The organism is Streptomyces sp. adm13(2018), assembly GCF_008042145.1.
Taxonomy (GTDB): Bacteria; Actinomycetota; Actinomycetes; order Streptomycetales; family Streptomycetaceae; genus Streptomyces.
In genome coordinates, this window is the sequence record NZ_RDBH01000129.1 from 465,048 (window position 1) to 483,634 (window position 18,587).

The 18,587-nt window shown below is 72.6% G+C and carries 12 protein-coding genes and 3 pseudogenes; 8 read left to right on the forward strand and 7 right to left on the reverse strand.

Going from position 1 to position 18,587, the window contains the following annotated elements; all coding sequences use genetic code 11:
* Position 1: 1 nt before the first annotated feature.
* Positions 2 to 109 (reverse strand): annotated as a pseudogene (locus EAO70_RS18750) (VapC toxin family PIN domain ribonuclease); the annotation flags it as partial.
* A gap of 278 nt (positions 110 to 387) precedes the next feature.
* Between EAO70_RS18750 and EAO70_RS18755 the strand changes: the two are divergent.
* Positions 388 to 2,334 (forward strand): annotated as a pseudogene (locus EAO70_RS18755) (AAA family ATPase); the annotation flags it as partial.
* A 250-nt stretch (positions 2,335 to 2,584) separates the two neighbouring features.
* The gene (locus EAO70_RS18760) at positions 2,585 to 3,874 is read left to right on the forward strand and encodes a citrate synthase (protein ID WP_148004067.1); all 1,290 of its coding nucleotides are present in this window, start codon (positions 2,585 to 2,587) and stop codon (positions 3,872 to 3,874) included.
* Between the two features lie 383 nt (positions 3,875 to 4,257).
* Here the strand turns inward: EAO70_RS18760 and EAO70_RS18765 are convergent, their stop codons facing one another.
* Together EAO70_RS18765 and EAO70_RS18770 are read right to left on the reverse strand one after the other, a co-directional pair.
* On the reverse strand, positions 4,258 to 6,516 hold the full coding sequence (locus EAO70_RS18765) for a heavy metal translocating P-type ATPase (RefSeq protein WP_148004068.1): 2,259 nt from the start codon (positions 6,514 to 6,516) through the stop codon (positions 4,258 to 4,260).
* Positions 6,517 to 6,587: 71 nt separating this feature from the next.
* On the reverse strand, positions 6,588 to 6,812 hold the full coding sequence (locus tag EAO70_RS18770) for a heavy-metal-associated domain-containing protein (protein WP_148004069.1): 225 nt from the start codon (positions 6,810 to 6,812) through the stop codon (positions 6,588 to 6,590).
* A 211-nt stretch (positions 6,813 to 7,023) separates the two neighbouring features.
* On the opposite strand from EAO70_RS18770, the gene EAO70_RS18775 reads away from it, so the two are divergent.
* Entirely contained in the window at positions 7,024 to 8,232 is a 1,209-nt protein-coding gene (locus EAO70_RS18775; protein ID WP_148004070.1) for a cation:proton antiporter, read from the forward strand.
* On the opposite strand, the gene EAO70_RS18780 is transcribed toward EAO70_RS18775, so the two are convergent.
* On the reverse strand, positions 8,210 to 8,854 hold the full coding sequence (locus tag EAO70_RS18780; protein WP_148004071.1) for a TetR/AcrR family transcriptional regulator: 645 nt from the start codon (positions 8,852 to 8,854) through the stop codon (positions 8,210 to 8,212). The two genes, EAO70_RS18775 and EAO70_RS18780, sit on opposite strands and share 23 nt — an antisense overlap.
* Positions 8,855 to 9,017: 163 nt before the next feature.
* On the opposite strand from EAO70_RS18780, the gene EAO70_RS18785 reads away from it, so the two are divergent.
* Positions 9,018 to 11,294: an MMPL family transporter gene (locus EAO70_RS18785; protein WP_261992939.1), complete on the forward strand. Its 2,277-nt coding sequence runs from the start codon at positions 9,018 to 9,020 to the stop codon at positions 11,292 to 11,294.
* Between the two features lie 74 nt (positions 11,295 to 11,368).
* Here EAO70_RS18785 and EAO70_RS18790 read toward each other — a convergent pair whose 3' ends face one another.
* Both EAO70_RS18790 and EAO70_RS18795 read right to left on the reverse strand, forming a co-directional pair.
* Positions 11,369 to 11,566, reverse strand: coding sequence for a helix-turn-helix transcriptional regulator (locus EAO70_RS18790; protein ID WP_148004073.1), 198 nt, complete (start codon positions 11,564 to 11,566; stop codon positions 11,369 to 11,371).
* Between the two features lie 371 nt (positions 11,567 to 11,937).
* Positions 11,938 to 12,873: a sugar phosphate isomerase/epimerase family protein gene (locus tag EAO70_RS18795; protein ID WP_148004074.1), complete on the reverse strand. Its 936-nt coding sequence runs from the start codon at positions 12,871 to 12,873 to the stop codon at positions 11,938 to 11,940.
* A 188-nt stretch (positions 12,874 to 13,061) separates the two neighbouring features.
* Here EAO70_RS18795 and iolC point away from each other — a divergent pair, with 188 nt between their 5' ends.
* Genes iolC through mmsA form a run of 4 tightly spaced genes read left to right on the forward strand, consistent with a single transcriptional unit; the run spans position 13,062 to position 18,267 of the window.
* Positions 13,062 to 14,069 carry a 5-dehydro-2-deoxygluconokinase gene (gene iolC, locus EAO70_RS18800; protein ID WP_261993036.1) on the forward strand — a complete coding sequence of 336 codons (1,008 nt, stop codon included), beginning with the start codon at positions 13,062 to 13,064 and terminating at the stop codon, positions 14,067 to 14,069.
* 51 nt (positions 14,070 to 14,120) lie between these two features.
* Positions 14,121 to 14,873 carry a 5-deoxy-glucuronate isomerase gene (gene iolB, locus EAO70_RS18805; protein WP_148004075.1) on the forward strand — a complete coding sequence of 251 codons (753 nt, stop codon included), beginning with the start codon at positions 14,121 to 14,123 and terminating at the stop codon, positions 14,871 to 14,873.
* Positions 14,870 to 16,741: a 3D-(3,5/4)-trihydroxycyclohexane-1,2-dione acylhydrolase (decyclizing) gene (gene iolD, locus EAO70_RS18810; protein WP_148004076.1), complete on the forward strand. Its 1,872-nt coding sequence runs from the start codon at positions 14,870 to 14,872 to the stop codon at positions 16,739 to 16,741. The genes iolB and iolD overlap by 4 nt, the downstream gene beginning before the upstream one ends.
* A 14-nt stretch (positions 16,742 to 16,755) precedes the next feature.
* The gene (gene mmsA, locus EAO70_RS18815; RefSeq protein WP_148004077.1) at positions 16,756 to 18,267 is read left to right on the forward strand and encodes a CoA-acylating methylmalonate-semialdehyde dehydrogenase; all 1,512 of its coding nucleotides are present in this window, start codon (positions 16,756 to 16,758) and stop codon (positions 18,265 to 18,267) included.
* 181 nt (positions 18,268 to 18,448) lie between these two features.
* Here mmsA and EAO70_RS40395 read toward each other — a convergent pair.
* Positions 18,449 to 18,587 (reverse strand): annotated as a pseudogene (locus tag EAO70_RS40395) (hypothetical protein); the annotation flags it as partial.

Sequence of the window (18,587 nt, forward strand, 5' to 3'; positions counted from 1 at the left end):
CTCACCCGACCGCGTGCCGCACGTCCAGCTGCTCGACCTCCTTGAGCACGCGGGCGACGGTGGCGAAGTCGTGGTCCCGGTGCAGCACGGTCAGCCCGTGGTGCACCGCCGGGGTGGAAGGGCGCGCTGGTGGCGAGGTACGTGATCAGTTCGCGTCCCCGTCGCGCCGTCCGGCCCTGCGGGCATCCCTGGCGGATCTTGCGGACTCCGGTTCACTTCGTGCGCCGCGCTCTGCGAGGCGCTGCTGAGCGGCTCTGCGGCCGTGGCGCCGGATGACCTCCTGGAGCGCCGTGTTGATCGCGCCCTTCTTCGCCACCGCGCGCTCCCGGAGTCCCCGCTCGGCCGAGGCCCGCCCCCGCTGTCCTACCGGCCCGCTACCTTCGGGGCATGTCCAACGAAGGTCGGGGGCCGGGGTCGGCCGTGCTCGAAGGGGTCCTGGAGCGGATCACCTACGCCAACGAGGAGAGCGGGTACACGGTCGCCCGTGTCGACACCGGCCGCGGGGCCGGGGACCTGCTCACCGTGGTCGGCGCGCTGCTCGGCGCGCAGCCGGGGGAGTCGCTGCGGATGGAGGGCCGTTGGGGCTCGCACCCGCAGTACGGCAAGCAGTTCACCGTGGAGAACTACACGACCCTGCTGCCGGCCACGATCCAGGGCATCCGCCGCTATCTCGGCTCGGGCCTGGTCAAGGGCATCGGGCCCGTCTTCGCCGACCGCATCACCCAGCACTTCGGCCTGGACACCCTCCGGATCCTGGAGGAGGCTCCGGCCCGGCTGATCGAGGTCCCGGGGCTCGGGCCGAAGCGGACGAAGAAGATCAGCGAGGCGTGGGAGGAGCAGAAGGCGATCAAGGAGGTGATGGTGTTCCTCCAGGGCGTCGGCGTCTCCACCTCGATCGCGGTCCGGATCTACAAGAAGTACGGGGACGCCTCGATCTCCGTCGTGCGGAACCAGCCCTACCGGCTCGCCGCCGACGTCTGGGGCATCGGCTTCCTCACCGCCGACAAGATCGCCCAGGCGGTGGGCATACCCCACGACAGCCCCGACCGGGTGAAGGCCGGCCTCCAGTACGCCCTGTCCCAGTCCAGCGACCAGGGGCACTGCTTCCTCCCCGAGGAGCGGTTGATCGCCGACGCGGTGAAGCTCCTCCAGGTCGACACCGGACTCGTCATCGAGTGCCTCGCCGAGCTGGCCGAGGACCCCGAGGGGGTCGTACGGGAGACGGTGCCGGGCCCGGAGGGGACGCCCGTGACCGCCGTGTACCTGATCCCCTTCCACCGGGCCGAGCTGTCACTCTCCGGACAGCTCCGGCGGCTGCTGCGGGCCGAGGAGGACCGGATGCCGGGCTTCCGGGACGTGGCCTGGGACAAGGCCCTCGCCTGGCTCGCGGACCGGACGGGGGCCTCGCTCGCGCCCGAGCAGGAGGAGGCCGTCCGGCTCGCGCTGACCCGGAAGGTCGCCGTGCTCACCGGCGGGCCCGGCTGCGGCAAGTCGTTCACGGTCCGCTCCATCGTGGAGCTGGCCCGCGCCAAGAAGGCCAAGGTCGTCCTCGCCGCCCCCACCGGCCGGGCGGCGAAGCGGCTCGCCGAGCTGACCGGCGCGGAGGCCTCCACCGTCCACCGGCTCCTGGAGCTGAAGCCGGGAGGCGACGCGGCCTACGACCGGGACCGGCCCCTGGACGCCGACCTGGTCGTGGTCGACGAGGCGTCCATGCTGGACCTGCTGCTTGCGAACAAGCTGGTGAAGGCGGTGGCTCCGGGGGCCCATCTGCTCCTGGTGGGCGATGTGGACCAGCTGCCGTCGGTCGGCGCGGGCGAGGTCCTCGGTGATCTGCTCGCCCCGGGGAGCCCCGTACCGGCGGTCCGGCTGACCCGGATCTTCCGGCAGGCGCAGGAGTCCGGCGTCGTCACCAACGCGCACCGGATCAACGCCGGCGTCCCGCCGAAGACCGAGGGGCTGCCGGACTTCTTCCTCTTCGTCGAGGAGGAGACCGAGGACGCGGCCCGGGTCGCCGTGGACGTCGCGGCCCGGCGGATTCCGGCCAAGTTCGGCCTCGACCCCCGCCGTGACGTGCAGGTCCTCGCCCCCATGCACCGAGGCCCGGCGGGCGCGGGCTCGCTGAACGGGTTGCTGCAGCAGGTCATCACCCCGGGGCGCCCCGACGTGCCGGAGAAGCGGTTCGGCGGCCGGGTCTTCCGGGTCGGCGACAAGGTCACCCAGATCAGGAACAACTACGACAAGGGCGCCAACGGGGTCTTCAACGGCACGGTCGGCGTCGTGACCCGGCTGGACGCGGTGGAGCAGAAGCTGACCGTGCGGACGGACGAGGACGAGTCCGCACGGTCTCCGCGGGCCGCCGCTTTACCGCACTCGCGTTTCGGCTCACAGGGACCGCCCCCGTGTGAAAGATCACGGAGGACTACCGGAACCGGGGCGAAGGGGGCAGGATATGAAGGTTGGCGGCACTGAGTGCCGCCGATTGGCCCAATGGTCGACCCCGAGTGCACTCTCCTGAGCCAAATGGGGGATGGTAGAGACAGTCAGGGCACCTCGAAGAAGAGGCACTACGTCGGTGAGGGATGACGTGAGCGACAACTCTGTAGTACTGCGGTACGCGGACGGTGAACACACCTACCCGGTGGTCGAGAGCACCGTCGGCGACAAGGGCTTCGACATCGGGAAACTCCGAGCCCAGACCGGTCTGGTCACCCTGGACAGCGGATACGGCAACACCGCCGCCTATAAATCCGCGATCACCTACCTGGACGGTGAGCAGGGGATTCTGCGGTACCGCGGTTACCCCATCGAGCAGCTGGCCGAGCGCTCCACCTTCCTTGAGGTGGCGTACCTGCTGATCAACGGCGAGCTGCCCAAGGTCGACGAGCTGTCGACCTTCAAGAACGAGATCACGCAGCACACGCTCGTCCACGAGGACGTCAAGAACTTCTTCCGCGGTTTCCCGCGGGACGCCCACCCGATGGCGATGCTGTCCTCGGTGGTCTCCGCGCTGTCCACCTTCTACCAGGACAGCCACAACCCGTTCGACGAGGAGCAGCGGCACCTCTCCACGATCCGGCTGCTCGCGAAGCTCCCGACGATCGCGGCGTACGCGTACAAGAAGTCGATCGGTCACCCCTTCGTCTACCCGCGCAACGACCTCGGGTACGTCGAGAACTTCCTGCGCATGACCTTCTCGGTCCCGGCGCAGGAGTACGACCTGGACCCGGTCGTCGTGAACGCCCTCGACAAGCTGCTGATCCTGCACGCGGACCACGAGCAGAACTGCTCGACGTCCACCGTGCGTCTGGTCGGCTCCTCGCAGGCGAACATGTTCGCGTCGATCTCCGCCGGCATCTCGGCCCTGTGGGGCCCGCTGCACGGCGGCGCCAACCAGTCGGTCCTGGAGATGCTGGAAGGCATCAAGGCCAACGGCGGCGATGTCGACTCCTTCATCCGCAAGGTGAAGAACAAGGAGGACGGCGTCCGCCTGATGGGCTTCGGCCACCGGGTGTACAAGTCCTTCGACCCGCGCGCCAAGATCATCAAGGCGGCGGCGCACGACGTCCTCTCGGCCCTCGGCAAGTCCGACGAGCTGCTGGACATCGCGCTCAAGCTGGAGGAGCACGCGCTCTCGGACGACTACTTCGTCTCGCGCAACCTCTACCCCAACGTGGACTTCTACACGGGCCTCATCTACCGCGCGATGGGCTTCCCGACCGAGATGTTCACCGTGCTCTTCGCGCTCGGCCGGCTGCCCGGCTGGATCGCCCAGTGGCACGAGATGATCAAGGAGCCCGGCTCCCGCATCGGCCGTCCGCGCCAGATCTACACCGGCGAGGTCCTCCGCGACTTCGTCCCGGTCGAGGCGCGCTAGTCCGCCGAACCGAGCCCTGAAGAAGAGGAAGCGCCCCGCTCGGTCGATCCCCCCACGGGTCGACGAGCGGGGCGCTTCCCATGTCCCGGAGCGGATTCCCCCCACGGGATCCGGGCCGGGCGTCTGCGGGTGTCGGCAGAAGCCAACGCGGGTCGGCGCGACGCGGTCTGCCGGGGTACGTACGGGAGGGCCGCTCAAAGCTCCCCGGTGCACGTGCCCCGGCCAACGCTTGCCTGGAACGTCCCCCAAGACATTCCATGAACGTCCCCCAAGACGTTCTCGGCATCGCCCACTTAGACTCGCGAACAGCCCAGATGGTTACCCCCCAATATCTGTGATCTAGGTCTCCTTGTGAAGGTCTTGTGCGTCACACGTGGGTGAATTCACGTGAAGCGCCGCAGACGAAGGCTGTTGGATACGACGAAGACGGACGAAAAGGCCATCGCCAGACCCGCGATCATCGGGTTCAGGAGGCCGGCCGCGGCGAGGGGGAGCGCGGCGAGGTTGTAGCCGAAGGCCCAGCCGAGGTTGCCCTTGATCGTCGCGAGGGTCCGGCGGGCCAGCCGGATGGCGTCGGCCGCGACCCGCAGGTCGCCGCGGACCAGGGTCAGGTCGCTCGCCTCGATGGCCGCGTCCGTGCCCGTCCCCATCGCCAGGCCGAGGTCGGCGGTGGCGAGCGCGGCGGCGTCGTTGACCCCGTCGCCGACCATGGCGACGGTCCGGCCCTCCGACCGGAGCCGCCGGACGACCTCGGCCTTCTCCTCGGGCAGCACCTCCGCGATGACCTCGTCGATGCCGACCTCGGCGGCGACGGCCTCCGCGACGGCCCGGTGGTCGCCGGTGAGCAGCACCGGGCGCAGGCCGAGGCCGCGGAGCCGGGCGACGGCCTCGGCGCTGGTGTCCTTGACGGTGTCGGCGACGGTCAGGGTGCCGCGGGCGACCCCGTCCCAGGCGACGTGGACGGCGCCGGGCGCGGTCGTCCCGGGCGCCTCGACGCCCTCGGCGGTGAGCAGGGCGGCCCGCCCGACGAGGACGAGCCGGCCCTCGACGGACCCGCGCACGCCGAGCCCGGGGACGTTCTCGAAGGTCTTCGGTACGGGGAGCTCGCCGCAGCGTTCGGCGGCGCCGGCCGCGATCGCGCGGGCGACGGGGTGCTCGGAGGCGTGCTCCAGGGCGCCCGCGAGCCGCAGCAGCTCGGTCTCGTCGGTGGCGTCGGTGCCGTACGTACCGCCGTGTACGTGGACGTCGACGAGCCGCATCCGGCCGGTGGTGACGGTGCCGGTCTTGTCGAGGACGACCGTGTCGACGCGGCGGGTGGACTCCAGGACCTCGGGGCCCTTGATGAGGATGCCGAGCTGGGCGCCGCGGCCGGTGCCGACCATGAGGGCGGTCGGGGTGGCGAGGCCGAGGGCGCAGGGGCAGGCGATGATCAGGACGGCGACGGCGGCCGTGAAGGAGGCGGTCGGGTCGTCGGTCAGCAGCAGCCAGGTGACGAGGGTGCCGAGCGCGACCAGCAGGACGACGGGGACGAAGACGGCGGAGACGCGGTCGGCGAGCCGCTGGACCTCGGCCTTGCCGTTCTGGGCGTCCTCGACGAGCCGGGCCATCCGGGCGAGCCGGGTGTCGGCGCCGACCCGGGTGGCCCGGACCACGAGCCGGCCCGAGACGTTGACGCAGCCGCCGGTGACGTCGCTGCCCTCGCTGACGTCCAGCGGCAGGGACTCGCCGGTGAGCAGGGCGGTGTCGACGGCGGAGGCGCCCTCGGTGACGGTGCCGTCGGTGGCGATCTTCTCGCCGGGGCGGACGACGAAGAGGTCGCCGGTCCGCAGCGCGGAGACCGGGACGCGTGCCTCGGTGCCGCCGCGGAGTACGGCCACGTCCTTGGCGCCCAGTTCCATCAGGGCGCGGAGGGCCGCGCCGGCCGTGCGCTTGGCGCGGGCCTCCAGATAGCGGCCGAGGAGGATGAAGGTGACGACTCCCGCCGCGACCTCCAGGTAGATCGCGGAGGAGGCCTCGGAGCGGTCGACGGTCAGGTCGAAGCCGTGCCGCATGCCCGGCATGCCGGCGTCGCCGAGGAAGAGGGCCCACAGCGACCAGCCGAAGGCGGCGAGGGTGCCGACCGAGACGAGGGTGTCCATGGTCGCGGCGCCGTGCCGGAGGTTGGTCCAGGCGGCCCGGTGGAAGGGCAGCCCGCCCCAGACGACGACGGGGGCGGCGAGGGTGAGGGAGAGCCACTGCCAGTTGTCGAACTGGAGGCTCGGGACCATGGCGAGCAGGACGACGGGGGCGGCGAGCAGGGCGGAGACGAGGAGTCGCTGCCGGAGGGCGGCGAGCTCCGGGTCCCCGGCCGGCTCCTCCGTGCCTTCGGCCGGTTCGGGGTCCGGCTCGGGCGGCGGGGGCCGCTCCGCCGTGTAGCCGGTCCTGACGACGGTGGCGACGAGCGCGTCGACCCCGACCTCCGGGGGGTGCTCGATCCGCGCCTTCTCCGTGGCGTAGTTGACGGTCGCCGTCACCCCGTCCATCCGGTTGAGCTTCTTCTCGACGCGGGCCGCGCAGGAGGCGCAGGTCATCCCGCCGATCGTCAGCTCGGTGACCGCGACGACCGCGCCGTCGGCGGGATGTGCGGTGGTGCTGGAGGTCATGTGCGGTTCCAAACGGGAGCAGGGCCGTACCCGGTAACGGTACGACCCTGCGGGGTGTCGGCGGAGGCCGGTCAGACCAGCTCGTAGCCGGCCTCGTCGACGGCGGCGCGGACGGCCTCCTCGTCGAGCGGGGCGGCGGAGACGACGGTCACCCGGCCGGTGGCGGCGACGGCCGTCACGGACGAGACGCCGGGCAGCTCGGAGATCTCGCTCGACACCGCGCCCTCGCAGTGGCCGCAGGTCATGCCCTTGACCTGGTAGACGGTGGTGAGGTCGGTCTTCGTCTCTGCGGTCATGGCGCTCTCCTCGTGGGTTCAGGACCGTACCCGGCCAGGGTATACCCCTAGGGGGTATAAATGCCAGCCGGGCCACGGGCGCCGCGCCGGGGATTCCGTGTACCACCGGTCCGCGGGTGGTCGGTGAGTCCGCATCCACGGAGGGGACGCGCGCGTACCCCCCCCCCGCCGAAGCGGGCGATCCGGCTGGAACCCATGGTAAATACCCGATATGTCGCAAGCGGGGACCACGCTCATCCTGATCATGGCGATCGCCGTCCTGGCGCCGCTCCTCGCCTACGGAGTCGGCCGCCGGCTTCCCGTCCCGCTCGTCATCTTCGAGATCCTGCTCGGCATCCTCATCGGCCCCGACGTGCTGGACTGGGCCCGGACCGACGCGCTGATCGACGGGCTCTCGCAGCTCGGCCTCACCATGCTGATCTTCCTCGCGGGGTACGAGATCGAGTTCGGCAAGGTCCGCGGGGACACCCTCCGGCGCTCCGTGGGGGCCTGGCTGATCGCGCTCGCCCTCGGGCTCGGCGTCGGCGTCCTGCTCGGCGGCGGGTACACCAGGGGGGTCTTCATCGGCGTCGCGCTCACCAGCACCGCGCTCGGCACCGTCCTGCCGGTGCTCCGGGACTCGGGCGCCCTCCAGGGGCGGTTCGGTACGGTCGTCATGGCCTTCGGCGCGGTCGGCGAGTTCGGCCCGATCATCGCGATGGCCCTGCTGCTCAGCGGGCGCGGCGCGGCCGAGTCGACCGTCGTGCTCGCGCTCTTCGCGGCGCTCACCGCCGGGGCGCTCTTCTGGGCGCTGCGGCCGCGCCCGCCGTGGTTCTCCCGGGTCATCGCCAGGACCCTGCACACCAGCGGGCAGTTCGCGGTCCGGTTCGTCTTCCTACTGATCGCGCTGATGCTGGGCGCCGCGCAGGCCCTCGGGCTCGACATCCTGCTCGGGGCCTTCGCGGCCGGGCTCATCACCCGGCTCGTCCTGACCGGGGCCGCGCCCGGGTCGGGGCCGGAGATCCTGGAGAAGATCGAGGGCGTCGGCTTCGGCTTCCTCGTGCCGGTCTTCTTCGTCGTGACCGGCATCGAGTTCGACCTGGCCTCGCTGCTCGGCGGCGGCCGCGCCCTGCTCCTGCTGCCGGTCTTCCTGCTGCTCTTCCTGGTGGTGCGCGGCGGGCCGATCTGGTTCCTCGCCCCCCGCGACCTCGACCGGAGGGACCGGCGCGGGCTCGTGCTGTACGGCTCCACGGCGCTGCCGCTCGTCGTCGCCATCACGACCATCGGCGTGGACGACAAGGCGATGGCGGCAGGCGAGGCGGCGGCCCTGGTCGGCGCGGCCATGGTCTCCGTGCTCGTCTTCCCGCTGGTCGCGCTGAAGTCGCGGCCGGGTGCGAAGGAGCTGCCGGCCGAGCGGATCAGCGGCTCGGAGTCGTGGTGACCGCGGAGCCCTCGACCAGCGGCGAGAGGTAGCGCAGCAGGAGCGTCTTCAGCTCCGCGACGGTGGCGTCCCGCTCGGCGCCCTCGGGTGCGGCGAGGACCAGGTCCAGACCCCCCTTGAAGGTGGCGAAGGCCATCCCCGCGGTCCGGGACCGGTCCGCGGTGGGCAGCCCGGGCGCGTAGTGGGCGATGACCCCCTCCACCCGGGTGAGCAGGGTGGAGTGCAGCTCGTCGTGCTCCTCCGCGATCCGGCCGGGGACCTCGGAGCCGTGCATCAGGGCGAGGAAGGCCGGGTTGGCGCAGTTGAACTCGATCAGCGGGTCGACGACCGCGTCGAGCAGCTCGGGCAGCGGCAGGGCGAGGTTCTCCGGGGTGAACGCCTGGCCGTGGGCCTCCCGCATCTCGTGCAGCAGGCGCTCGCCCAGCTCGATCGCGATGGCCTCCTTGTTGGGGAAGTACTGGTAGAGGGTGCCGGGGGAGACGTGGGCCTCGCGGGCGATCGCGTTGGTGCTAGACGCCGTGTAGCCGTTCGCGCAGAAGACGTTCGCGGCGGCCTGGAGCAACTGCGCGATGCGGCGCTCGCCCCGCGCCTGGCGGCGGCGCGGCTTCTCTTCTTCGGACATGGCTGTCCCCAGCTCTCCTCAGCACGTTTGACAAACACGAGCGGTCGCTCGCATTCTTATGAAACGCGAGCGGTCGCTCGTGTTTGCCAGTCTATGGCAATGGGTGACCCGTGTGACCTGCCGGGAAGCGCGCACACGGGTCAGGTGAAGGGGACACCTCGTCATGGCCGAAGTCAAGAATTCAGCACCCGGAGGGGCCGGATCCCGATCCGGATCCCCTCGGCGGGAGGGGACGGGCGGCTGGACGCGGTTCGTGACCGCACGCCCCCGCCTCACCCTGCTCGTCGCCCTGGTCCTCACCGCCCTCGCCGTGCTGGCCGGCGGCGGGGTCGCCGACCGGATGGGCAGCGGCGGCTGGGAGGACCCGGCCGCCGAGTCCACGTACGCGACCGAGGCCCTGGGGCACCGGTTCCCCGGCTCCCAACCCAACCTGCTGCTGCTCGTGGACGCCGGAGAGGCCGGCGCCGACGCGCCGGCGGTCGCCGCCGAGGCCCGCCGGCTGGCCGAGCGGCTCGACGCGGAGCCGGGCGTCGACGGCGTCGGCTCGTACTGGTCCACCGGCTCGCCCGCCCTCCGCTCCGAGGACGGCCGCAAGGCCGTGATCGCCGCCCGCATCGCCGGCGAGGAGAAGGAGGCGGCCGCCGTCCTCGACCGGATCGCCCCCGAGTACCGGGGCACCCACGGCCCCGTCGAGGTCTCCCTCGGCGGCGGGCTCGCCGTGCGCCACGAGATGCAGACGGTCATCCAGGAGGACCTGCTGCGGGCCGAGCTCATCGCCCTGCCCCTCACCCTCGTCCTGCTCGTCATGGTCTTCGGCAGCGCCGTCGCCGCCCTGCTGCCGCTCGGCGTCGGCATCGTCGCCATCCTCGGCACCAACGCCGTGCTGCGCGGCCTCACCGAGTTCACCGACGTCTCCGTCTTCGCGCAGAACCTGACCACGGCCCTCGGACTCGGCCTCGCCATCGACTACGCCCTGTTCGTCGTCCGCCGCTACCGGGAGGAACTCGCCGCCGGCGCCGACACGTACACCGCCGTCCGCACCACCCTGCGCACCGCCGGGCGGACCGTGCTCTTCTCCGCCCTGACCGTCGCCGTGTCCCTCTCCGCGATGCTGGTCTTCCCGCAGTACTTCCTGCGCTCCTTCGCGTACGCCGGGATCGCGGTGGTCCTGCTCGCCGCGACCGCCGCCCTCACCCTGCTCCCGGCCGCCCTCGTGCTGCTCGGCGACCGGGTCAACGCGCTCGACCTGCGGCACCTCCTCCGGCGCCGCCGGACCCCCGGGGCCCGGCCCGCCGAGGGCGGCGGGGGCGCCGGCTGGGCGCGCGCCGCGGCGCTCGTGATGCGCCGCGCGCCGGTCTTCGCCGTCCTCACCACCGCCGGACTCGTCCTCCTCGGACTGCCCTTCCTCGGCGTGAAGTTCGGCACCGCCGACGACCGCCAGCTCCCCGTCACCGCCTCCTCCCGGGTCGTCCAGGACGAACTGCGCCACGCGTTCCCCGGCGACCCCGGCGGCGGTCTCACCGTCCTCGCCGAGGGCGAGGCCACCCCCGCGCAGTACGCGGCCTACCGCGACCGGATCGGCGCACTCGACGGCGTCGTCCGCGTCGACGGACCGGTGACCGCCGCCGGCGGGCACGCCTACTTCACCGTCGTCCCCGAGGGCGAGACCGTCGGCGCCGGGGCCCAGCGGGCCGTGACCGAACTGCGCGCCGCACCCGCCCCCTTCGCGACCTCCGTCACGGGGCAGGCCGCCGTCCTCGTCGACTCGAAGGACGCCCTCGCCGAGCGGCTGCCCTGGGCCGCGGCGATCGTCGTGGTCGTCACGCTGCTCCTGGTCTTCCTGCTCACCGGCAGCGTCCTCATCCCCGTCCAGGCCGTCGTCCTCAACGCCCTCAGCCTCACCGCCATGTTCGGCGCGGTGGTCTGGGTCTTCCAGGACGGGCACCTCGCGGACCTCCTCGGCTTCACCGCCACCGGGGACATCGAGACCACCCTGCCCGTGCTCATGTTCTGCGTGGCCTTCGGGCTCTCCATGGACTACGGCGTGTTCCTGCTCTCCCGCATCAAGGAGGAGTACGACGCCACCGGCGACCACGAGCACTCCGTCCGCTTCGGACTGAGCCGGACCGGCGGCCTGATCACCGCCGCCGCCGTGATCCTCGCGGTCGTCATGGTCGCCATCGGCACCTCCCGTGTCACCAACACCAAGATGCTCGGCCTCGGCGTCGCCCTCGCCGTCCTGATGGACGCCACGGTGGTCCGCAGCCTCCTCGTCCCCTCCGTCATGAAGCTCACCGGCCGGTTCACCTGGTGGGCCCCCGGCCCGCTGCGGCGCTTCCACGACCGCTTCGGCATCAGCGAGTCGGACGCGCCCGCCCCCGAGGCGAAGGACACCGAGGCGCCGGAGGAGCACCGGGAGATGACCGCGCTCCGGCGGTGACACGCCCCGGGGCCGGACCCGGTGGCCCGGGCCCGGCCCCGAGGGGACGGCGGAAGGGGGCGGTCCCCCTCGGGTCAGTCGCGGCGGCCCCGGTTGCCGGGGCGGCTGGCGACCCAGGCGCGGATCGTGTCCGCGTACCAGTAGGGCTTGCCCGKCTCCACGTGGTCGGGGGCCGGCAGCAGCCCGTGCTTGCGGTAGGAGCGGACCGTGTCGGGCTGCACCCGGATGTGTGCGGCGATGTCCTTGTACGACCAGAGCGTTCTGTCCGTCATGCCTGGTACCTCCCTGCGCGCCGCGCAGCGGCGGCGGGGGTGCCGTTCGGGGGCGCTGCGGGCGGGCGTTGGCGATCACTGAGCCATTGCCCCCTGCAACGACCCCTCCAGTCGGGAGGGGAGCGCCTGTCGAGCGCCTGTGACGGAAAGCCCGCGTAACGGAGATGCCCGTGACGAACGAGGGACGTGTGTGACAAAAGTGAGGCATCGGGACATCGGCGTGTCCCCGTGCGTCACCAAGGCCGGCACGGTAGGGCGGCAGGCCGCGCCCGGGTCACGGCGGTGGGGCGGCAGGCCGCGCCCGGGTCACGGCGGTGGGGCGGCAGGCCGCGCCCGGGTCGGCACCGCCGCCGTCGGCCGCCCGTCCTCCGTCACACGCCGCAGGACCGCAGAAAGCGCCGGGTGCGCAGTGCGATCGGGTACGGGGCGTCCGGCTCGCACGGGTACATGTCCTGCTCGACGATCACGAACAGGTCCACGTCCAGGGCCGAGGCCGCCGCGAGCACCGGCTCCAGGGCGGGCACCCCCGACGGCGGTTCGCACATCACCCCGCGCGCCACCGCCGGACCGAACGGCACCCCCTCGGCCACCACCGCCGCCAGCACCTCCGGATCCACCTGCTTCAGGTGCAGATAGCCGATCCGCTCGCCGTACGTCTCGATCAGCCGGACGCTGTCCCCGCCCGCGTACGCGTAGTGCCCGGTGTCCAGGCAGAGCGAGACCGCGTCGGGATCGGTCGCGTCCAGGAACCGCGTCACGCTCGCCTCGTCGTCCAGATGGGTGTCGGCGTGCGGATGGACCACGATCCGCAGCCCGTACCGCTCGCGCACCTCCCGTCCGAGCCGCTCGGTCAGCCCCGTCAGGTCCCGCCACTGCGCCGCGGTCAGCGTCCGGTCCTCCAGGACCTCGCCCGTGCGGTCGTCCCGCCAGAACGACGGGATGACGACCAGATGGCCCGCCCCCATCGCCTGCGCCAGCGCCGCGTTCTCGGCGACGTGCCCCCAGGTCCGGTCCCAGACGTCCGGCCCGTGGTGCAGGCCGGTGAAGACCGTCCCCGCCGAGACCCGCAGACCGCGCCGCCCGGTCTCCTCCGCCAGCACGGCCGGATCGGTGGGCAGATAGCCGTACGGACCCAGCTCGATCCACCCGTACCCCGCCCCGGACACCTCGTCCAGGAAGCGCTGCCACGGCACCTGCCGCGGATCGTCGGGGAACCACACCCCCCAGGAGTCCGGCGCGGAGCCGATCCGGATGCGCGACGGGGCCGGGGACGGGGACGGGGGCGGCTGAGGTGACGGCGTCGTCATGCCAGCCACCTTGACCGGGGCCCGCGAGCAGCGTCAAGGAGGCCGCTCCGGCCCGGACGGACGCGTCCGGTCGTCAGAATGTCCGGACATATCATTGACACGCCTCCCGGCGGACGGCTAGACCTGGGTGCGGAAGCCGGACGCGAGAGGTGGCGCGGGTGGAGTCGGAGCCGTACGACCTGATCACCATGGGGCGCCTCGGCGTGGACCTCTACCCGCTCCAGACCGGCGTCGGGCTCGACCGGGTCGACACCTTCGCCAAGTTCCTCGGCGGCTCCCCGGCGAACGTCGCCGTGGCCGCCGCCCGGCTCGGCCTGCGCACCGCCCTCGTCTCCCGCACCGGCGCCGACGCCTTCGGCACCTATCTGCGCCGCCGGCTGCGGGACTTCGGGGTCGACGACCGCTGGGTGACCGAGGTCGACGCGTACCCCACCCCGGTCACCTTCTGCGCCCTCTTCCCGCCCGACGACTTCCCCCTCACCTTCTACCGCCACCCCAAGGCCCCCGACCTGGAGATCCACGCGCACGAACTGGACCTCGACGCCGTCCGAGCCGCCCGCGTCCTCTGGACGACCGGCACCGGGCTGTGCGCCGAACCGAGCCGCACCGCCACCCTGGAGGCGCTCCGCGCCCGGTCCGGACGGGAGATCACCGTCCTCGACCTGGACTGGCGGCCGATGTTCTGGACCGACCCGGCGGCCGCCCGCCCGCACTACGCCGAGGCACTGCGGCACGCCACCGTCGCCGTCGGCAACCTCGACGAGTGCGAGGTCGCGACGGGGGAGCGCGAACCGTACGCCGCCGCCCGCGCGCTGCTCGCCGCCGGCGGCGACGCCGGACCCCGGCTCGCCGTCGTCAAACAGGGCCCCCGGGGCGTCCTCGCGCTCGCCGCCGACGGAACGAGCGCCGAGGTGCCGCCGCTGCCGGTCCGGGTCGTCAACGGCCTGGGCGCGGGCGACGCGTTCGGCGGGGCGCTCGTCCACGGACTGCTCGCCGGCCGGGACCTGACCACCGCGGACCGGTCCCGGACCGCGGGGATGGCCTTCGCCACCTTCAAGGGGGGTCTGGACCTGGTCCTCGCCGCACCCGAGGGCGCCGAGCGGGACGCCACCGTCGCGGAGCTGAAGACGCTCCTGCTGCGCTACCTCTCGCCGCTGGTCGAGGGCTCCGCGGTCACCACGACTCCGAGCCGCTGATCCGCTCGGCCGGCAGCTCCTTCGCACCCGGCCGCGACTTCAGCGCGACCCATCGACCCCGAGCGGGCCGGCTGGACGTACTGCTCCCTCCGCGTCCTCACCCTCGGACCCGGCGCGATCCACTCCTTCGAGAGCGGGGAATCCGAATGGGTCGTGCTTCCCCTCGCCGGTGCCTGTAGCGTGCGCGTCGACGGCGAGATCCTCGAACTCCTGGGCCGCGCGAGCGTGTTCGACGGAGTGACCGACTTCGCCTACGTACCGCGCGACAGCCACGCCCAGATCGCCTCCGGCGCGGGAGGCCGCTTCGCTTTGGCAGGAGCGAAGTGCGAGCGACGACTCCCCGCCCGCTACGGCCCCGCGCCGGAGGTTCCCGTCGAGACCCGGGGCAGCGGCAACCGCGCCCGCCAGGTGCGGAACTTCGCCGCCGCCGACGCCTTCCCCTGCGACCGGCTCATCGCCGTCGAGGTCGTCACCCCCGGCGGCAACTGGTCCTCGTACCCGCCGCACAAGCACGACGAGCAGGTCCCCGGCGCCGAGTCCGTCCTGGAGGAGATCTACTACTACGCGATCGAGGCCCCCGGCGCCCTCGGCTACCAGCGGATCTCCCCCTCCCGGCCCGGCGGCGCCGACCTCCTCGCCGAAGTCCGCAACGGCGACGCCGTCCTCGTCCCCGACGGCTGGCACGGCCCCTCGATCGCCCAGCCGGACCACCCGCTCTACTACCTGAACGTCATGGCCGGCCCCGGCCCCGAGCGGGAATGGCGGATCCGCTTCCACCCCGACCACACGGAGGGATACGCATGAGCGTCCGCCTCACCGTCGCCCAGGCCCTCGTGCGCTTCCTCGCCGCCCAGCACACCGAACGCGACGGCGTACGGCAGCGGCTCGTCACCGCGACCTGGGGCATCTTCGGCCATGGCAACGTCGCAGGCCTCGGCCAGGCACTCGTCGAGCACCCCGACCTCATGCCCTTCCACCAGGGACGCAGCGAACAGGCCATGGTCCACGCGGCCGTCGGCTACGCCCGCCAGTCCGACCGGCTGCGCGTCCACGCCGTCACCACCTCCATCGGACCCGGCGCCACCAACCTCGTCACCGGCGCCGCCCTCGCCACCGTCAACCGGCTGCCCGTCCTCCTGCTGCCCGGCGACACCTTCGCCACCCGGCCCGCCGACCCCGTCCTGCAACAGCTGGAAGTCCCCTACGCGGGTGAGGTGTCCGTCAACGACTGCCTGCGCCCCGTGTCCCGCTACTTCGACCGGATCACCCGGCCCGAGGCGCTGATCCCGGCCGCCCTCGCCGCCGTACGGGTCCTCACCGACCCCGCCGAGACCGGCGCCGTCACCCTCGCCCTCCCGCAGGACGTCCAGGCCGAGGCCCACGACTGGCCCGAGGAGTTCCTCGCCGAACGCACCTGGACCGTGCGCCGCCCGCGCCCCGACCCGGCCGAGCTCGACGCGGCCGTCCGCGCGGTCCGGGAGGCCGCCCGGCCGATGATCATCGCGGGCGGCGGGGTCCGGTACAGCGCCGCCCAGGACGCCCTGCGCACCCTCGCCCGGGAGGCCGGCCTCCCGGTCGCCACCACCCAGGCCGGCAAGGGCGTCCTGCCCTGGGACGACCCGTACGACGTCGGCGGGATCGGCCACACCGGCACGCGGACCGCCAACGACCTCGCCCGCACCAGCGACCTGATCCTCGGCGTCGGCACCCGCTACACCGACTTCACCACCGCCTCCGGCACCCTCTTCCGCCCCGACACACGGCTCGTCAACCTCAACATCACCGGATTCGACGCCCACAAGCAGGCCGGGCTCCCGCTCGTCGCCGACGCCCGGGCCGGCCTGGAGGCCCTCACCGAGGCGCTGGCCGCCCACCCGCGGGGCCGCGGACACGACCCGGAGCAGTGGGCCGCCGCCAAACGGGACTGGCAGCGGCGCACCGAGACGGCCTACGCCGCACCCGACCCGGACGCCCGCCCCACCCAGGCGCAGGTCCTCGGCGCACTCGACACCCTGGTCGACGGGAGCGACATCCTGATCAACGCCGCCGGTTCGCTCCCCGGCGACCTGCACAAGCTCTGGCGGACCCGCTCCACCGACCAGTACCACGTCGAGTACGGCTACTCCTGCATGGGCTACGAGATCCCCGCCGCCCTCGGCGTCGCCCTCGCCGCCCCCGGCCGACCGGTCTGGGCCCTCGTCGGCGACGGGACGTACCTGATGAATCCCACCGAGATCGTCACCGCCGTCCAGGAGCGACTGCCCCTGAAGCTGGTGATCCTCCAGAACCACGGCTACGCCTCCATCGGCGGCCTGTCGGAGGCCGTCGGCGCCGAGCGCTTCGGCACCGACTACCGTCACCGGGACCGCTTCGGCGGCTTCACCGGCGCGCCGCTCCCCGTCGACCTCGGCGCCAACGCCGCCTCCCTCGGCATGCGCGTCCTGCGCCCCCGCACCGTCCGTGACCTGCGGGAAGCACTCGCGGACGCCCGGGCCTCGACCGTTCCCACATGTGTCTACGCCGAGACCGAAACGCCCGACACTGTGTCGGGCCCGCCCCCGGCCCAGGCATGGTGGGATGTGCCCGTGGCCGAGACCTCGACCCGCCCGTCGGCGGTCAAGGCCCGGGAGGAGTACGACCGGCACGTCACCGCCCGACGCCGCCATCTCTGAAGGAGCATTTCGTCATGACGAACACCGTCAAGACCGTCGACCACTGGATCGGTGGCAAGACCGTCGAGGGCACGTCGGGCAACTGGGGCCCGGTCACCGACCCGGCCACGGGCGCCGTGACCACCCGGGTCGCGCTGGCCTCCGTCGAGGAGGTCGACGCCGCCGTCGCCGCCGCCAAGGACGCCTGGGCGACCTGGGGCACCTCCTCGCTCGCCCAGCGCACCACCATCCTCTTCAAGTTCCGCGCGCTGCTCGACGCCAACCGCGACGCGATCGCCGAGCTGATCGTCGCCGAGCACGGCAAGGTCCACTCCGACGCGCTCGGCGAGGTCGCCCGCGGCCTGGAGATCGTCGACCTGGCCTGCGGCATCACCACCCAGCTCAAGGGCGAGCTCTCCACCCAGGTGTCGAACCGGGTGGACGTGGCCTCGATCCGCCAGCCCGTCGGCGTCGTCGCCGGCATCACGCCCTTCAACTTCCCGGCCATGGTGCCGATGTGGATGTTCCCGATCGCCATCGCGACCGGCAACACCTTCATCCTCAAGCCCAGCGAGAAGGACCCGTCGCCCTCCCTGAAGATCGCCGAGCTGCTCGCCGAGGCGGGCCTCCCGGACGGCGTCTTCAACGTCCTGCACGGTGACAAGGTGGCCGTGGACCGGCTCCTGGAGCACCCGGACGTCGCCGCGATCTCCTTCGTCGGCTCGACCCCGATCGCCCGGCACATCCACACCACCGCCTCCGCCAACGGCAAGCGCGTCCAGGCCCTCGGCGGCGCCAAGAACCACATGCTGGTGCTGCCCGACGCCGACCTCGACGCCGCCGCCGACGCGGCCGTCTCGGCGGCCTACGGCTCCGCCGGCGAGCGCTGCATGGCCATCTCGGCCGTGGTGGCCGTCGGCGCCATCGGCGACGAGCTGGTCCAGAAGATCCGCGAGCGCGCCGAGAAGATCAAGATCGGCCCCGGCACCGACCCCACCTCCGAGATGGGCCCCCTCATCACGGCCGTCCACCGCGACAAGGTCGCCTCGTACGTCCACGGCGCGGCGGACGAAGGCTGCGAGGTCGTCCTCGACGGCACCGGCTACACGGTCGAGGGCCACGAGGACGGCCACTGGATCGGCCTCTCCCTCCTGGACCGCGTGCCCACCACGGCCAAGGCCTACCAGGAGGAGATCTTCGGCCCGGTGCTCTGCGTGCTGCGCGCCGACACGTACGAGGAGGGCCTCGCCCTCATCAACGCCTCGCCGTTCGGCAACGGCACCGCGATCTTCACCCGCGACGGCGGCGCCGCCCGCCGCTTCCAGCTGGAGGTCGAGGCCGGCATGGTCGGCGTGAACGTGCCGATCCCGGTGCCGGTGGGCTACCACTCCTTCGGCGGCTGGAAGGACTCGCTCTTCGGCGACCACCACATCTACGGCAACGACGGCGTGCACTTCTACACCCGCGGCAAGGTCGTCACCACCCGCTGGCCGGACCCGTCCGACGCCCCGGCGGGCGTGGACCTGGGCTTCCCGCGCAACCACTGACGCGGCCGGGCCGAGACGCCGACGGCCCCCGGGGTGCTGACAGCACACCCCGGGGGCCGTCGGGGGTTTCGCGTGGCCGGGTCTTCGTGAGGCGGGTGTCCCGCGCGGCCGGCGTCTCGTACCTCCGGGGTCTCGCGTGGCCGCCGTCCGTCCCTCCCCTCCCCGCTCAGCCGCCGCCCGGGAGGGTCCAGCCGCGCATCGTGAAGTCGGTGTAGCGGGTGCCGACGCCGAGGATCAGGTCGCTGGTGCGGGCGAGGTCGTTGGCGGTCCGCGTGCCGGTGTGGCCGATCCCGCCGACGTCGTACGGGTCGTCCCAGGGC

Excerpts from the sequence above, each read along its gene's own strand:
- EAO70_RS18765 (WP_148004068.1), bottom strand. The coding sequence starts at position 6,516 with ATGACCTCCAGCACCACCGCACATCCCGCCGACGGCGCGGTCGTCGCG.
- EAO70_RS18770 (WP_148004069.1), bottom strand. The coding sequence starts at position 6,812 with ATGACCGCAGAGACGAAGACCGACCTCACCACCGTCTACCAGGTCAAG.
- EAO70_RS18775 (WP_148004070.1), top strand. The coding sequence starts at position 7,024 with ATGTCGCAAGCGGGGACCACGCTCATCCTGATCATGGCGATCGCCGTC.
- EAO70_RS18780 (WP_148004071.1), bottom strand. The coding sequence starts at position 8,854 with ATGTCCGAAGAAGAGAAGCCGCGCCGCCGCCAGGCGCGGGGCGAGCGC.
- EAO70_RS18785 (WP_261992939.1), top strand. The coding sequence starts at position 9,018 with ATGGCCGAAGTCAAGAATTCAGCACCCGGAGGGGCCGGATCCCGATCC.
- EAO70_RS18795 (WP_148004074.1), bottom strand. The coding sequence starts at position 12,873 with ATGACGACGCCGTCACCTCAGCCGCCCCCGTCCCCGTCCCCGGCCCCG.
- iolC (WP_261993036.1), top strand. The coding sequence starts at position 13,062 with ATGGGGCGCCTCGGCGTGGACCTCTACCCGCTCCAGACCGGCGTCGGG.
- iolD (WP_148004076.1), top strand. The coding sequence starts at position 14,870 with ATGAGCGTCCGCCTCACCGTCGCCCAGGCCCTCGTGCGCTTCCTCGCC.
- mmsA (WP_148004077.1), top strand. The coding sequence starts at position 16,756 with ATGACGAACACCGTCAAGACCGTCGACCACTGGATCGGTGGCAAGACC.